Origin of the sequence: Sphingobium sp. Z007 (assembly GCF_900013425.1) — a bacterium.
Lineage (GTDB): Bacteria > Pseudomonadota > Alphaproteobacteria > Sphingomonadales > Sphingomonadaceae > Sphingobium.
This window is the reverse complement of the sequence record NZ_FBXK01000001.1, coordinates 698609-713128: the sequence shown is the minus strand read 5'-3', so window position 1 is coordinate 713128 and position 14520 is coordinate 698609. Positions and strand designations below refer to the sequence as shown.

Annotated in this window: 12 protein-coding genes; 4 read left to right on the top strand and 8 right to left on the bottom strand. The window is 64.2% G+C overall.

Annotated elements, in window-relative coordinates; all coding sequences use genetic code 11:
- Positions 1-64: 64 nt before the first annotated feature.
- From CEQ44_RS03265 to CEQ44_RS03255, 3 genes are read right to left on the bottom strand one after another with little or no spacing between them, the layout of a single operon-like run.
- Positions 65-958 carry an SDR family oxidoreductase gene (locus CEQ44_RS03265; RefSeq protein ID WP_088182829.1) on the bottom strand — a complete coding sequence of 298 codons (894 nt, stop codon included), beginning with the start codon at positions 956-958 and terminating at the stop codon, positions 65-67.
- Positions 955-1890: an SDR family NAD(P)-dependent oxidoreductase gene (locus CEQ44_RS03260; protein WP_088182987.1), complete on the bottom strand. Its 936-nt coding sequence runs from the start codon at positions 1888-1890 to the stop codon at positions 955-957. The genes CEQ44_RS03265 and CEQ44_RS03260 overlap by 4 nt, the downstream gene beginning before the upstream one ends.
- Positions 1891-1904: 14 nt before the next feature.
- Positions 1905-2762: a 3-keto-5-aminohexanoate cleavage protein gene (locus tag CEQ44_RS03255; RefSeq protein ID WP_254913637.1), complete on the bottom strand. Its 858-nt coding sequence runs from the start codon at positions 2760-2762 to the stop codon at positions 1905-1907.
- Positions 2763-2899: 137 nt separating this feature from the next.
- Between CEQ44_RS03255 and CEQ44_RS03250 the strand changes: the two genes are divergently transcribed.
- Positions 2900-3736 (top strand): helix-turn-helix transcriptional regulator, encoded by an 837-nt coding sequence (locus CEQ44_RS03250; protein ID WP_088182831.1) that lies wholly within the window; start codon positions 2900-2902, stop codon positions 3734-3736.
- Positions 3737-3848: 112 nt separating this feature from the next.
- On the opposite strand, the gene CEQ44_RS03245 is transcribed toward CEQ44_RS03250, so the two are convergent.
- From CEQ44_RS03245 to CEQ44_RS03235, 3 genes are read right to left on the bottom strand one after another with little or no spacing between them, the layout of a single operon-like run.
- Positions 3849-4610, bottom strand: coding sequence for an SDR family NAD(P)-dependent oxidoreductase (locus CEQ44_RS03245; RefSeq protein ID WP_088182832.1), 762 nt, complete (start codon positions 4608-4610; stop codon positions 3849-3851).
- A 13-nt stretch (positions 4611-4623) separates the two neighbouring features.
- Positions 4624-5808, bottom strand: coding sequence for an acetyl-CoA C-acyltransferase (locus tag CEQ44_RS03240; RefSeq protein ID WP_088182833.1), 1185 nt, complete (start codon positions 5806-5808; stop codon positions 4624-4626).
- 14 nt (positions 5809-5822) lie between these two features.
- Entirely contained in the window at positions 5823-6947 is a 1125-nt protein-coding gene (locus CEQ44_RS03235) for an acyl-CoA dehydrogenase family protein (protein ID WP_088182834.1), read from the bottom strand.
- 86 nt (positions 6948-7033) lie between these two features.
- Here CEQ44_RS03235 and CEQ44_RS03230 point away from each other — a divergent pair, with 86 nt between their 5' ends.
- Positions 7034-7681 (top strand): TetR/AcrR family transcriptional regulator, encoded by a 648-nt coding sequence (locus tag CEQ44_RS03230; RefSeq protein WP_373557354.1) that lies wholly within the window; start codon positions 7034-7036, stop codon positions 7679-7681.
- 110 nt (positions 7682-7791) lie between these two features.
- On the opposite strand, the gene ligD is transcribed toward CEQ44_RS03230, so the two are convergent.
- Together ligD and CEQ44_RS03220 are read right to left on the bottom strand one after the other, a co-directional pair.
- Entirely contained in the window at positions 7792-10293 is a 2502-nt protein-coding gene (ligD, locus tag CEQ44_RS03225) for a DNA ligase D (protein WP_088182836.1), read from the bottom strand.
- Between the two features lie 3 nt (positions 10294-10296).
- A complete protein-coding gene (locus CEQ44_RS03220; protein WP_088182837.1) occupies positions 10297-11172 on the bottom strand; it encodes a Ku protein in 876 nt (291 codons plus the stop codon).
- Positions 11173-11440: 268 nt separating this feature from the next.
- On the opposite strand from CEQ44_RS03220, the gene katG reads away from it, so the two are divergent.
- The gene (katG, locus tag CEQ44_RS03215; protein WP_088189856.1) at positions 11441-13645 is read left to right on the top strand and encodes a catalase/peroxidase HPI; all 2205 of its coding nucleotides are present in this window, start codon (positions 11441-11443) and stop codon (positions 13643-13645) included.
- A 174-nt stretch (positions 13646-13819) separates the two neighbouring features.
- Positions 13820-14518 (top strand): pirin family protein, encoded by a 699-nt coding sequence (locus CEQ44_RS03210; RefSeq protein WP_088182838.1) that lies wholly within the window; start codon positions 13820-13822, stop codon positions 14516-14518.
- Positions 14519-14520 lie beyond the last annotated feature (2 nt).

Sequence of the window (14520 nt, the reverse complement as noted above, 5' to 3'; positions counted from 1 at the left end):
AGAGTTTTGTCGATGTAAAAAGCTGGCGGGGCGGACCCCTTCATCCGCCCGGCCAGAGGCATATCTAATTCTCGACCGTCTCCCGCTTCTCGCCGCCAGGCACGCCATGGGCGACGCGCTTCTCGTAATCGGGATCGTCCTCCGGCCGCGCCACCGCCGCCATGACGCGTGCGTGGATGTCCTCCAGCGTCCCGCGAAATTCGGGATAGGGCAGGATATAAAGCTGGTCGTCCTCGACGCCCTTCAACACATATTGCGCCAGCACTTCCGGCTCCATGCCGACCGCGATCACCTGCTTAAGATGGGCCATCACGCCAGGGTCCGCGCCATAATAGCCGGTATTCTGCTGATGTGCCGGCCGGGTCAGCACCGCTTCGTGGATGTTGCTGTTGACCGCGCCGGGGCAGAGCATCGACACGCCGATGCCATGATCGGCCAGGTCCAGCGCCAGACATTCGGTGAGGCCCCGGATCGCCATCTTCGACGTACAGTAAATGCCCGTCCCCTTGAGCGCGACGAAGGCGGACATCGACGCGGTATTGACGATATGCCCGCCATTGCCCCGTTTGATCATCCGCGGCACGAAGGTCTGGATACCGTTGATGACACCGCGCAGATTGACGTCCAGCTGCCAGTCCCAATCATCATAGGTCGCGTTCTGCAAAGGCCCGAAGATCGACACGCCCGCCGTGTTGAACAGCAGTTCCACCGGCCCCAGCCGGGCCTCCACCTCGTCGGCGGCGCGGGCATAGGCATCACGGTCGGTGATATCCAGCTTCACCGCCATCACCTCATGCCCGCGCCCGTCGAACCAGGCCATGGCCTCATCGAGATGGTCCTGCCTGATGTCGGCGATCGCGACCCTGCACCCGGCCTGCGCAAAGACCTTCGCCTGCCCCAGCGCCACGCCCGATCCGCCGCCGGTGATGAAGGCGGTGCGCCCCGCGACGTGCGTCATGCGACTGGTTCCTGCGCGGTCCGCCGGGCCAATTGATCGTCGAACACCGGATTGGACAGCAGGAAGCCGATGGCGCCCGCCCGTTCCTGGTTGATGCGTTCGTCCGGCATAGACGCCAGGATCGCGTCGAACCGCGTGCGCATACCGTCCGCAAATTCAGGGTGGGTCAGGATATACAGGTCGTTGGCGCGGATGCCGGCCAGCACCCGTTCGCCCACTTCATCGGCGCTCATCCACAGCGGCGAGACTGGCCGCTGCTCCATCGCTGCCTCATGCTGGCGATAACCGCTATTTTCGCGGAAGGCGTCCGGGCGCAACTGGCTGCTATGGCCGATATTGCTTTGCACCGGTCCCGGCATGAACGCCGATACGCCGATATTGACCGCGGCCAGCTCCCCCCGGATCGCTTCGGACAGGCCCAGCACCGCCGCCTTAGCCGCGGTATAGATGGCTGATCCGTTGATCGGGATCAGCGCCGATTGCGAGGAGGTGGTGACGATCTGCCCGCCTTCGCCATGCGCCCTGATCCGGGGCAGGATAGTGACCAGACCGTTGATGACCCCGCCCAGATTGACGCCAAGCCCCCAGTCCCAGTCATCGAACCGCGCCTCCAGCACCGGGCCCAGCACGCCAACCCCGGCATTGCCGATCAGCATATGGATCTTGTCAAAGCGCGCCTCCGCCGCGTCGGCCGCGCGGACGAATCCGGCCCGGTCGGTGACGTCCAACTGCACCGTTTCCACCTGCGCATCGGCGGCCAGGTCCGCCTTCGCCCGCGCCAGTGCATCCTTGCGAATGTCGGCGATCACCACATTGGCCCCTGCCCGCAACAGCGCGCGCGCGATGCCAAGACCGATGCCGTCCGCCCCACCGGTGATGAAGGCGGTCTTGCCGCTTACGTCGCCCATGGGCGCCTGAGTTGCCTGCGTCATATCCATCCTCTCCCTTATTGTTTCAAGCCGAGCATCGCACGCGCTTCACCCGCGCTGGCGATGTCGCCGCCGATCCGCTCGATCATTTCGACACCCCAGCGCACCAGATCGGCATTGTCCGCCGCCTGCCTGCCCCGCCGCAGGTAGATCGTATCCTCGAACCCCACGCGGATGTTGCCGCCCAGCAGCGCCGACTGCGCCGCCATCGGGAAGCTGTGGCGGCTGACGCCAAAGCCGGTGAACTGCGCGCCGCGCGGAATTTGGTTCTTGGCATAGAGCATGGCTTCGGGCGTCGCGGGCAGGCCATATTTGGTGCCCAGGACGAAGGTGAAGGGCACCCCCTTGGGAATGGCGCCCTTGGCCATCAGGTCGTCGGCAAAGACGAAATCACCCGCCTCGAAACATTCGATCTCCGGCAGCACGCCGGCGTCCTGGATCATATGCCCCATCTTGGTGATCATGGGGTCGAGATTGATCGCCACTCCGCCCCATAGCTGCATCGTGCAAATGTCGAGCGTACACATGTCGGGCTTGAGGTCGAGAATATGCTCCAGCCGCCGTTCGGCCGTGAACATCAATGTGCCGGGGCCGCAGACGGCGGGGTCTTCATCGCCCTGCATCCAGGTGCAGCCCGGCCCGGTCGTGACGTTCAGGATGACTTCGTTATTCTTCGCCCGGATCAGGCCCACGACCTCCCGATAATCGTCCAGCGCCTGCGACGGGACGCCGGTTTCGCGGTCGCGCACATGCAGGTGGATGATCGCCGCGCCCGCTTCGGCCGCCGCCAGCGCTTCGGCGGCGACATGATCGGGGCGGAAGGGGAAATTGGGGTGCGTGGGCATCGGCGAACTTCCCGTCACCGCGCATGTCACAAATAGCTTGCCAGCCAATCTTACTCTCCTGTGTAGTCTCGGCTATGCTGCCGATCGCAGGATCGAAGGTCTTGCAGAGGAAACGGCCCGCAAGAAGGCCGTAGGATGTCCCATCATTACGAGTAACTGGATAAGGCATGGCACAACGGGAAGAATTGTCGCGGTTCCTGAAAGCCGCGCGGGCGAAGCTGGCCCCGTCTGAAGTCGGACTGCCGCCCGGCGAACGCCGCCGCACGCGTGGGCTTCGGCGCGAAGAGGTGGCGACGCTCGCGGGGATGAGCGTCACCTGGTACACCTGGTTCGAGCAGGGCCGGGAGGTGCAGCTATCCGCGCCGATGCTGGAGCGATTGAGCCGCACGCTGCGCCTCAGCCCCAATGAGCGCGAATTTCTCTTCGCCCTGGCCCAGCATCGGCCGCCGCCGCTGGCGTGTCGCCCGGACGAGACGATCCATGCCGGCACCCAGCATCTGATGGACGCGCTGTCTATCCCTGCGCTGGTGATCGTGGAGGATTGGACGGTGATCGGCTGGAACCGGCTCGTCGCGCGCGCCTTTCGCGATTATAGCGCCATGCCGCGCGAGGAACGCAACCTGTTCCGCATCCTGATGCTGAACCCGCGCTATCGCGCCGACCCGGACAAGTTCCAGGATATGTGCCGCCGCCTGATCGCCCGTTTCAAATGGGATTATAGCCGCACCGCCCAGCCGGAGGTGTTCGAAGGCATCATCGCCGACATGATGGACCAGTCCGAATTTTTCCGCCGCTATTGGCAGGAGTCGGAGATCATGGCCCATTTCGAGGACACCAATATCGCCGACATGCCGGGCGTTGGCGAAATCATGTTCCGCCACACCAGCTATGCGATAGAGGAAGCACCGGGGCAGCGGCTATTGCTGTTCGCGCCACTGGACGATGTGAGCGCGGCGCGGCTGGCCAAGCTGGTGGCCGATACGGAGGTCGAGGCGCTGGCGTGAATTTGGAACAAACCGTTCGTCCTGAATAGCCCCTTCGACTTAGCCAGCAGTCGAAGGGCGCTGCCCCTACTCAACACCAACGGATTTGGTTTCAACCACAATCGTCTTACCCCTAGCGCGGCGCCATGCGGATCGCGCCGTCCAGGCGGATGACCTCGCCGTTGAGCATCGGATTGCGGACGATGCTTTCCACCAGTTGCGCATATTCGGATGGTTTGCCAAGGCGGCTGGGGTGCGGCACCTGCGCGCCCAAGGCGTCCTGCACATTTTGCGGGAAGGCTTCCAGCATGGGTGTCAGGAAGATGCCGGGCGCGATCGTCATCACGCGGATCTTGTGCTGGGCCAGGTCGCGGGCGATCGGCAGGGTCATGCCGACCACGCCACCCTTGGATGCGCTATAGGCCGCTTGGCCGATCTGCCCGTCATAGGCCGCGACCGAGGCGGTGTTGACGATGACGCCGCGTTCGCCGTCTATCTCCTCCGCCGCGGCGAGCCGGGCGGAAAATTTGGCGATCATATTGAAGCTGCCGATCAGGTTGACCGTCACCGTCTTGGCGAAGGCATCAAGCGGATGGGGCGCATTCTCCTTGCCCACCGTCTTGATCGCCGGGGCGATCCCCGCGCAATTGACCAGGATGCGGGCGACGCCATGCGCCGCCTCCGCCGCGTCCAGACCCGCGGAAACGCTGACGTCGTTCGCGACATCGACAGCGACATAGACACCTCCCAGCGCTTGCGCGGTCGCCTGCCCGGCCTCTTCATTCAGGTCGAAGATCGCGACTCTAGCGCCCTGCTGCGCCAGCATCGTCGCCGTCGCCCTGCCCAGGCCCGATGCGCCGCCGGTAACGATCGCTGCTACGCCGTTGATGTCCATTTCCCTGTCTCCTTCAGATCAGTTCGATCGCCATGGCGGTGGCTTCGCCGCCGCCAATGCACAGGCTGGCGACCCCGCGCTTCAGGCCGCGCGTTTCCAGGGCCGCGATCAGCGTCGCCAGGATGCGCGCGCCCGACGCGCCGATCGGATGGCCGAGCGCGGTCGCGCCGCCATTGACGTTGATCCGGTCGTCCGGGATGCCCAGTTCCTTCACGGCGATCATGGCGACCACGGCAAAGGCTTCGTTGACCTCGAACAGGTCGACATCGGCGACCGACCAGCCGGCCTTCTCCAGCACTTTGCGCATGGCCGGCACCGGCGCGGTAGTGAATTTGGACGGTTCGTGGGCGTGCGCAGCGGTCGCGACGACCGTCGCCACCGTCTTGAGGCCCAGCTTCGCCGCCACGCTGGCGCGGGTCATGACCAGCGCGGCCGCGCCGTCCGAGATGGACGAAGCGTTGGCAGCCGTGATGGTGCCATCCTTGGCGAAGGCGGGCTTAAGCGAGGGAATCTTCTCCGGCTTGGCTTTGCCGGGCTGCTCGTCGGTATCGACGACGGTGTCGCCGCCGCGCGCCTTGACCGTGACAGGCGTGATTTCGCGCACGAACGCGCCGCTGCCGATCGCGGCATTGGCGCGGTCGAGCGAACGGATGGCGTAGGCGTCCTGATCCTCCCGCGTGAACTGATAGTCGCGCACCGCTTCTTCGGCGAACACGCCCATCGCCTTGCCCGGTTCATAGGCGTCTTCCAGGCCATCCATCATCATCGTGTCGACGATGCGATCATGGCCGATGCGAGCGCCCCCGCGATGCTTGGGCAGGGCGTAGGGCGCGTTGCTCATGCTTTCCATGCCGCCCGCGATCACGATATCGGCCGCGCCGCTGGCAAGGGCCTCATGCGCCATGATCGCGGCCTGCATACCGGAGCCGCACATCTTGTTGACCGTAGTAGCCTCTGTATTGAGGCCAAGACCGGCACCCAGTGCCGCCTGTCGCGCAGGCGCTTGCCCCAGGCCAGCGGGCAGGACACAGCCCATATAGATGCGGTCGATGGCATCAATCGCCACGCCCGCGCGCTCGACCGCGGCCTTGACCGCGGCGGCGCCCAGATCGGTGGCCTTGACCGACGACAAGGCACCTTGGAACCCGCCCATCGGGGTGCGCGCATAGCCTGCGATTACAATGGGATCGTCCTGCATCTTATGACTCCTGCTTAAAGACTGCGCGCGATGACCATGCGCTGGATATCCGATGTGCCTTCGTAAATCTGGCACACGCGCACGTCGCGATAGATTTTGGCGACGCCATATTCCTCCAGATAGCCATAGCCGCCCAGCGTCTGGAGCGCGCCGGACACGATCGCCTCGGCCGCTTCGGACGCGAACAATTTGGCCATCGACGCTTCGGCGAGGCAGGGCAGGCCCGCATCCTTGATCCGTGCGGCATGCAGGACGAGCTGCCGCGCCGCCTCCAGCCGGGTCGCGAGGTCGGCGAGGCGGAAGCCCACCGCCTGATGCTCCATGATCGCCTTGCCGAAACTCTTGCGATCCTTGGCATAGGCGACCGCGATGTCGAGCGCGGCCTGCGCCATGCCGACACATTGGGCAGCGATGCCGATGCGACCCGTCTCCAGATTGGCGAGCGCAATGCGGTAGCCTTGGCCGGGTTGGCCGATCAGCAGGTCGTCCTCCACGAACATGTGGTCGAAGCGCAGCGCGCAGGTGTCCGACGCCCCCTGCCCCATCTTATGTTCGACCTTGTCCACGTCATAGCCGGGCCGGTCGGTTGGGACGATGAAGACGGACAGGCCCTTCTTGCCAGCATCAGCATCTGTAACGGCGACGATCATCGTAAGGCCAGCGATCTTGCCCGACGTGATGAACTGTTTGGACCCGGTGATGCGCCAGCCGCCGTCGACTTTTACGGCGCGGGTGCGCACTGCCGAGGCGTCGGACCCGGCGTCGGCCTCGGTCAGCGCAAAGGCGCCAATCGTCCGCCCGCCGATCAGGTCGGGCAGGAAGCGCGCCTTCTGCGCGTCGCTGCCGTCCTTGAGCAAGCCGGAGACGAGGATGGAGTTCTGGATCGAGACGATGGTGGAGAGCGCTCCGTCGGCGGCCGCGATCTCCATCAGCGCCAGCGCATAGGATACAGCGTCGGTTTCCGCGCCGCCAAAGGCTTCGGGTGCGGTCATGCCCCACAGGCCAAGCCCTGCCATCTCCTGGAACAATGCGGGCGGATAGCCGCCTTCCGCTTCGAAGCGGGCGCTGTGCGGCCGAATATGGTCCTGCGCGAAGTCGCGCACGGTATCGCGGATGGCCGCCTGAATCTCGGTTAGCATAAACGCACCCGTATTTTTTATACTCACCGGTATATTGATTGTCCGGCGGTTTCTTGTCAATACTTAGAACGCCCAAGGAGACAATGTTGCCCAAATCCGCCGTCCCCGTTTCCGCCACCGCCGCTCCCTCCCCCTTCCGCAACAAGGCGGAACGGGAACAGGACCGGGCGGACAAGCGCGAAGCCGTGCTGCTGGCGGCGGTGCGGATGTTCAACGCACGCGGCTATCATGCCGCCTCGCTGGACGATGTCGCGGCCAGCCTGGGCGTGAGCAAGCCGACCATCTACCATTATTTGGGTAACAAGGAGCAGGTGCTGGTCGAATGTGTGAATCGCGGCCTGTCGATGCTGCGGGAGGCTGCCGATAAGGCGGCCGATGCGCCGGGAAGCGGTCATGACCGATTGCGCGCCTTCCTGCTGCGCTATGCCTGTATCAACATGGACGATTTCGGCCGCTGCGTGATCCGCACCAATGAAGAGGTGCTGTCGCTGGATAGCGCCACCAGGTTCCGCGCGCGCAAGCGGGAAATTGACGACGCGGTGCGCGGGATGATCGCGGAGGGGATGGCCGACGGATCGATTGCGCCGGTGGATATCCGTTTCGCCTCCTTCACGCTGGCGGGCGCGCTCAATTGGCCGGCGCGTTGGCATGATCCCGATGGCCCGCTCAGCCCCGAAGAGGTGGCGGAAAAGCTGGTCGATATTGCGCTGGGCGGTCTTACGCCACGGGGTTGAACGGGGATCAGTCGCCATCCGTTCGTTTCGAGCGTAGTCGAGAAACGCGGGCATTGCGCTATCTGCTTCTCGACTTCGCTCGAAGCGAACGGGCCGGGTTGATGCCCCACTTAGATGTCGGGCAGGGCCTGCGCGGCGAAGCCCCAGCCTTTGAGGCTGGCGGCGCGGTCGCGCAGCTTGTCCGCATCGCCGATCGAGAAGGGATGCGCGTCCTTGATCCCGCCCAGTTCGTCCCAGTCGATCGGGATCGCCACCGGAGCGCCGGCGCGGGCGCGCGCGGAATAGGGCAGGACGGCGGTGCTGCCGCGCTGGTTGCGCAGCCAGTCGATGAAGATCTTGTCCTTGCGCTTGGTCTTGCTCATAGTCGCGACGAAGCGGTCGGGCTCGGCCGCGCTCAGCGCCTGGGCGAAGCGGGACGCGAAATCCTTGTGCGTGTCCCAATCATGGCCTGGCGTTAGCGGCACGACGACATGCACGCCCTTCCCGCCCGACAGCATGGCGAAGGAGACGAGGCCGATATCGGACAGGCGCGCGCGGATGTCCTGCGCCGCCGCTTTCACTCGGTCGAAATCCATGCCTTCGTCGGGATCAAGGTCGAAGATCATGCGGTCGGGCCGTTCCACCGCGTCCGTGCGGCTGGCCCAGCCATGAAATTCGATCGTGCCCATCTGGACGCAGGCGAGCAGTCCCTCGGCATCCTCGACATAGATATAATCCTCGCTGCCCCCGTCCTTCTCGCGGATCGCGACCTGATGCACCGCCTTGCCGAAAGCGCCGCTATCATGTTTCTGGAAGAAGCATTTCTTGGCCCGGCCCTGGGGGCAACGGACCAGGCTGATCGGGCGGCGCGCGGCGAAGGGCAGCATGAGGGGGGCGATGGCGGCATAATAGTCGGCCAGTTCGCCCTTGGTCTGGTCGCTTTCGGGGAAGATGACGCGGTCGCGGTTGCTGATCGTCACGGTTGGGGCAGACTTCGGCGTGGGGGCAGGTTTTTCCGGCGCGACCGCCTTGGCTTTCTTGTCGGTGCGCAGGCCCAGGAAGCTGGCATGGCGCACCCGCTCGTCGGCGGTAAATTCGGCGAATGCGATTTCGGCGACCAGCTTGGGTTTCAGCCAAGTCGCGCCGCGCGCTTCGGTCTTGGGTACATCGGCGGGCGCTTTGTCCGTTTCGAGCGGGACCATCGCCTTGTCGAGCATCGCCATCACGTCCGCGTCGAAGCCGGTGCCGACCTTGCCTTTATAGACCAGCGTCTTGCCCTCATTTTGAGCCAGCAGCAGCGAGGCGAAGGGGCGACCGCGCGCATTGCTGGCGCTGCGGCCGATGATGACGAACTCCTGCCGCCGAGTGCATTTGACCTTGACCCAGTTGCGGGTGCGATCGCCGCGATAGGGCGCGTCGATGCGCTTGGAGATGATTCCCTCCTGCCCCGCTTCACACAGTGAACGATACAGCGCCTCGCCCGCGCCGATGACATGGTCGGCGACCTGGACCGGCGGCGTTGCGGCTTTCAGCAGGGCTTCCAGCCGCTCCTTCCGCTCGATCTGCGGCAGCGCCCTCATGTCCTGCCCCTCCAGCGACAGCAGATCGAAAGCGAAGAAATGAAAGGGCGTATCCTCGCGCTGCGCGCCATGGCCGCGTTTCAGGACAGACTGGAGCGCGGAAAAGCTGGGATTGCCGTCCGCGCCGAAGGCCACGATCTCGCCGTCGATCAGGGCAGGCGGCAGGTCGAGGGCCGCGATCGCGGCGGCGAGCGGCTGAAACTTATCGGTCCAGTCCAGCCCGCTGCGGGTGAAGATGCGCACCTGCTCCCCCGCCACCGCAGCGAGCGCGCGATAGCCATCGAACTTGATTTCGTGCAGCCAGTCATTGCCGACGGGCACATCGTCCACCAGTGTCGCGAGTTGAGGCTTGGCAAAGGCGGGCGGCTTGGTCTTGGCCTTGCGCGGCTTGGCTGTGATCCTGGCATTATGGTCGCGCGCCGCCTGCATCTTGCCGGCGAACGCCTTGCCCTTCACCCCGGCGAGCGACTGGGCACCGGCCTTGTCGGCCGCAATGTCCGCCATCGAACGTCCGGTCAGGACGCTGGTAAGCGCCTGTTCGACCAGCTGGTCGCCTTCGCCCGCATCCGCATCCTCGATCTTGCGCAGCAGCCAGTTTTCGCGCTTCTCCTTCGGTCGCCCCTTCAAGCGGACGAGCAGCCATTCGCCCTTCATCCGTTCGCCATCCAGGGTGAAGTGCAAATGGCCCTTGTCCAGATCCTTGGCGCTCTTGCCTGCGACAGGTTGCCAGGTGCCGCGATCCCACAGCATCACCGTGCCACCGCCATATTCGCCTTCGGGTATCAATCCCTCGAAATCGCCATAGCTTAACGGATGATCCTCGGTCCGCACCGCCAAGCGTTTGTCTGTGGGATCGATGCTCGGCCCCTTGGTCACGGCCCAGCTTTTGAGGACGCCGTCGATCTCCAGCCGGAAATCCCAATGCAGCCGGGTGGCGTCATGCTTCTGCACGACGAAGCTGTTGCCGCCCGTCCCGGCCACCTCACCCTTCGGCTCGCGGGTGCGCTCGAAGTCGCGCTTCTGATTATAGGCGGCGAGCGGATCGCGGGCCATGGCTCAGGCGCTTTTGCGCTTGGCCGGCGTGCGGGGTTTCGACGCGGCGGTCGATTTTGCGGCGGACTTTTTCGCGGACGCAGCCTTGCCGCCATCGCCGACCGATTTCTTGAGCGCGGCCATCAGGTCGATCACATTGCCGCCCTTGGCGCTCGTAGGCTCCTCGACATCCTCGATGATGCGCTTGCCCTTGGCCTTTTTCTTTTTCTCGATCAGCCGCTGGAGCGCGTCGACATAGCGGTCGTGAAATTCTTCCGGTTTGAACGGCGCGGTCTTCTTCTCGATGATCGTGGTCGCAAGGTCCAGCAGGTCGGCGTCGGCCTTGTCGTCTGGCAGGTTGCGGAAATAGGTCTGGGCGCGCGTCACCTCATCGGCATAGCGCAGCACTTCGAGCACCAGCCCGCGACCGCAAGGCTTCAAGGACACAAGCTGCTCGCGGCCGCGCACCGACAATTGGCCAAGGCCCACCTTTTTGGTCTGACGCAGCGCATCGCGCAGCACCGCATAGGCTTCCTCCGCCAGATCGTCGGCCGGGACCACGAAATAGGGCTTTTCATAATAGAGGACATCGATCGCATCGGATTCGACGAATTGGACCAGTTCCAGCGTCTTGCGGCTTTCGATCTTGACCGCTTCTATCTCTTCCTCCTCCAGCAGAACATAATTGCCCTTGGAGATTTCGAAGCCCTTGAGGATTTCGTCCCGATCGATAGGGCCGACGCCTTGCACAACCTTTTCATAGCTGATCGGCTTGCCGGTCGGCTCATGTATCTGGCGGAAGGAGATCGCCGCGCCGGAGCGGGTTGCAGGATAGATTTCCACAGGAATGGAAACCAGGGCCAGCCTGATCTGCCCCTGCCAATATGCGCGTGCTGCCATGTGACCACCTCCGCTGGCTGTAGCGCCCGGCAAGGGCCAAAGTTCCTTACGCGCATGGAACGTCATTGGGCGGTCCGTACTGAAGCTGCCGCGATGACGAGAATCGCTTCGCCATCCCGTTAGCGCACGGATAGCGATCCAGCAGATATTGGCCTCGCCACCCTGATTTCGACCAATATAATCGATCAGACAAAGCGATATTCCCGGCTTGGTTCCGCGCCGACCCCCTTCTACAAATAGGGCAGGGATATGATCAGGAGATATCGCCATGGATGCCAAAACCTCTGACCCGTTGGGCTGTCCGATGAAGGAACCCGCCGCGCGGCGCACCCTGCTGGGCCGCACCAATCGCGACTGGTGGCCCAATCAGCTTTCGCTCGAAATCCTCCAGCAGAACGGCCTGTCGGGTGATCCGCTGGGCAATGATTTCGATTATGCCGAAGCGTTCCAGTCGCTCGACTATGATGCGGTCAAAGCCGACCTGACGGCGCTGATGACCGACAGCCAGCCCTGGTGGCCGGCGGATTATGGCCATTATGGCCCCTTCTTCATCCGCATGGCGTGGCATAGCGCCGGCACCTATCGCACCGGCGACGGGCGTGGCGGCGCCTCCTCCGGGTCGCAGCGCTTCGCCCCGCTCAACAGCTGGCCGGACAATGGCAATCTGGACAAGGCGCGCCGGTTGCTGTGGCCGATCAAGCAGAAATATGGCCAGAAGCTGAGCTGGGCGGACCTGATGATCCTGGCCGGCAACGTCGCGATCGAATCGATGGGTGGACCCGTCTTTGGCTTTGGTGGCGGTCGGCGCGACGTGTTCGAACCGGAAAAGGACATCTACTGGGGCACCGAGGAGCATTGGGTCGGCCAGGAAGGCAATGAAACCCGCATCCAGCCCGACAAGGAGATGGTCCTGGAAAGCCCGCTCGCCGCGATCCAGATGGGCCTGATCTACGTCAATCCCGAAGGGCCGGGCGGCAACCCCGATGCGCTCCAGTCGGCCCGCGACATTCGCGAGACCTTCGCGCGGATGGGCATGAACGACGAGGAAACCGTGGCGCTGACCGCGGGCGGCCATACTTTCGGCAAGGCGCATGGCGCGGGTGACGCGTCGCTGGTCGGCGCGGAACCCGAAGGCGCGGACATCGCGCAGCAGGGGCTGGGCTGGCAGAGCGGCCATGAAAGCGGCATGGGCGACCATACCATCACCAGCGGGATCGAAGGGGCGTGGACGCCGACGCCGATCACCTGGGACATGACCTATTTCGACATGCTGCTGGACCATGAATATGAGCTGGTGCGCAGCCCGGCAGGGGCCAAGCAATGGCAGCCGGTCGGCAACCCGGAAGAGACGTTGGCGCCAAAGGCGCATACGCCAGGCGTCAAGGTGCCCACGATGATGACCACCGCCGACATGGCGATGAAGGTCGACCCGGCCTATCGCGAAATCATGGAACGATTTCGCGCCGATCCGGCCTATTTCGCCGATGCGTTCGCCCGCGCCTGGTTCAAGCTCTGCCATCGCGACATGGGGCCTAAAGTCCGTTACCTTGGCCCCGAAGTCCCGGCCGAAGACCTGATTTGGCAGGATCCGATCCCGGCCGCCACCGGACCGGCGCTGGGCGAGGCGGATGTCGCGGCGCTCAAGCAGAAGATCGCCGCGTCCGGCCTGTCGGTCGCCGATCTGGTCAAGACCGCCTGGGCATCCGCCGTCACCTATCGCCGGTCGGACCATCGCGGCGGCGCGAATGGCGCGCGTATTCGCCTGGCCCCGCAGAAGGACTGGGACGTCAACGAACCGGCCGAATTGGCGCGGGTGCTGGCGGTCTATGAAGGCATCGCCAGCGAGAACGGCGCGTCGATCGCCGACCTGATCGTGCTGGGCGGCAGTGTGGGCATCGAGCAGGCGGCGAAGGCGGCCGGCCATGACCTGACCGTCCCCTTCACGCCGGGCCGCACCGATGCGACCGCCGAGCAGACCGACGCCGACGGCTTCGACGTGCTGGAACCCAAGGCGGATTGTTTCCGCAACTATCTCCAGACCCGCTACAATGTGCCGACGGAGGAGCTGCTGGTCGATCGGGCGCAGCTGCTGGGCCTGTCCGCGCCGGAAATGACGGTGCTGGTCGGCGGGCTGCGCGTATTGGGCGCCAATCATGGCGGGTCGAAGCATGGCGTGTTGACGAACCGGGTCGGGCAATTGACCAACGACTATTTCGTCAACCTGCTCGACATGGGCACCGCCTGGAAACAGGTGGACGACACGAGCGACGAGACGTTCGTCGGCACCGACCGGGCCAGCCATGCGGAAAAGTGGACCGCGACCCGCACCGACCTGGCCTTCGGCGCCAACTCGCAACTGCGCGCTTTGGCGGAATTCTATGCTTCGGCCGATGCGGGCGACAAGTTCGTCAAGGACTTCGTGGCGGCCTGGGTGAAGGTGATGAACGCCGATCGGTTCGACCTCAAGGCCTGATCAAGACAGGGAGTTGGACAGTTCGCAGCGCTTTTCCAGCGCTGCGAACTGTTCCATTTTATTGAACATTTCGATTGATTTTATCCGTCTGCGCGAGAAAGCGGACAGGCACTAAACAGGTCTTCAACAGGGCGACGCCATCCCGGCGACCTTCCGCCCGACAGGAGACAGACAATGATCGAACTGCGTCCCTTCGACAGCCTTGGCGGCGACAATCATGGCTGGCTGAACGCCAAGCATCATTTTTCCTTTGCCGGCTATCACGATCCCGCCCGGATGCACTGGGGCAATCTGCGCGTGTGGAACGACGATACGATCCAGCCGCATACCGGCTTTCCGCCGCATCCGCATCGCGACATGGAGATCATCACCTATGTCCGCGAAGGCGCGATCACCCATGAGGACAGTCTGGGCAACAAGGGCCGCACCGAGGCTGGCGACGTTCAGGTGATGAGCGCGGGCACCGGCATCCGCCATTCGGAATATAATCGCGAAGACGTGACGACTAAAATCTTCCAGATCTGGATCGTCCCCACCCGCCAGGGCGACGCGCCAAGTTGGGGCGCTCGCCCCTTCCCCAAGGGCGAACGGTCCGGGCAGTTCGTGACGCTGGCGTCGGGGTACGACGATGATGACGACTCGTTGCCGATCCGCACCGATGCGCGGGTGGTCGCCGCGACGCTGAAGGCTGGCGAGAGCGCCGACTATCCGATTGGGGCCGACCGCAAGGCCTATCTGGTCCCGGCAACCGGCGCGATCGAGATTGACGGGCAGCGGATCAACGCCCGCGACGGTGCGGCGATCAAGGACATGGCCGTCATCCGCGTGACCGCGATCGAGGATAGCGAGATCGTGCTGGTCGACGCCGCCTGATC